Genomic DNA, 1,160 nt, shown 5'->3' with positions numbered 1-1,160 from the left:
AAAGGAAATTACGGAAGAACTGGAGTGCGAGCCAGCCAAGTTCTATATCAAACGTTATATCCGCTATAAATATGCTGCTAAAAACGGTAACGGTGTATCTATCGCTGAACTTCCCGAGCGTGTAATCGACAAGGGAATACCCGGAGCAGGCCTACTGGCCCTGATATTAACCGGTAAATACCAAGATCATCTCCCACTGTACCGCCAAAAGCAAATCTTCGCCAGAGAAAACATACAAATCCCCTCCTCAACGATCGAAGGCTGGACAAAACAGGCGTTAGAAAAGTTGGAACCCCTATACGAACAGCTTGTTTACGACACCAAAACCAAGGGTTACCTGCAGGTCGATGAGACCAGAATAAAAGTACTGGACAGTGATAAAAAAGGGGCTGCTCACACCGGTTGGTATTGGGTATATCATGCGCCTTTGGATGGAACTGTACTGTTTGACTATAGCCCTACCCGCGGCAGTAGTGCACCATTACCTATGTTAGGAAACTTCAAAGGTTATCTGCAGAGTGACGGTTATGTTGTGTACGAAAAATATGGCAAAAAGAAAGAGGTTACTCATTTAGCCTGCTGGGCGCACACACGCCGGGAGATAGAACGAGCTTTGGACAGCGACCGACCACGGGCAGAGAAAGCGCTTCTTATGATCCAGCAATTATATGCTGTAGAAAGGCAAGCCAAACAAGCGAAGTTTACACCAGAACAGACAAAAACACTGCGCCTGGAAAAATCGCTGCCCATTATCAACGAACTGGGAAAATGGATCTTTAAAGAGATAAAGAATACGTTACCTAAAAGTCAGATCGGTAAAGCGATGGCTTATGCATATGCCAGATGGGATGCGCTATCAGCATACTTATATGATGGAAATCTGCAGATTGATACGAACCAATGTGAGAATGCGCTCCGCCCATGCTGTTTAGGTCGAAAGAACTACCTCTTTGCGGGGAGCCATGAGGCTGCACAACGGGCCGCAATGATCTATTCTTTCTTTGCAATATGTAAAAAACATGACGTAAATCCCTTCCAGTGGTTAAAATATACGCTGCAGAATATTATGACCATAAATCACAAACACTTAAAAAACCTATTCCCACAGAACTATAAGAATATTATTCAGCAATCAAATATGTAGTTCGTAGGGCGGATAC

1 protein-coding gene is annotated in these 1,160 nt (G+C 44.1%); it reads left to right on the top strand.

What is annotated here, in order from left to right:
* A partial coding sequence (locus FM107_RS14030) for an IS66 family transposase (protein WP_086949113.1) occupies positions 1 to 1,144 on the top strand: 1,144 nt, incomplete at its 5' end.
* Positions 1,145 to 1,160 lie beyond the last annotated feature (16 nt).

This window comes from Sphingobacterium sp. JB170 (assembly GCF_900163865.1).
Lineage (GTDB): Bacteria > Bacteroidota > Bacteroidia > Sphingobacteriales > Sphingobacteriaceae > Sphingobacterium.
Note: the sequence above shows the minus strand (reverse complement) of the source record. Positions and strands in the feature narration are given on the sequence as shown.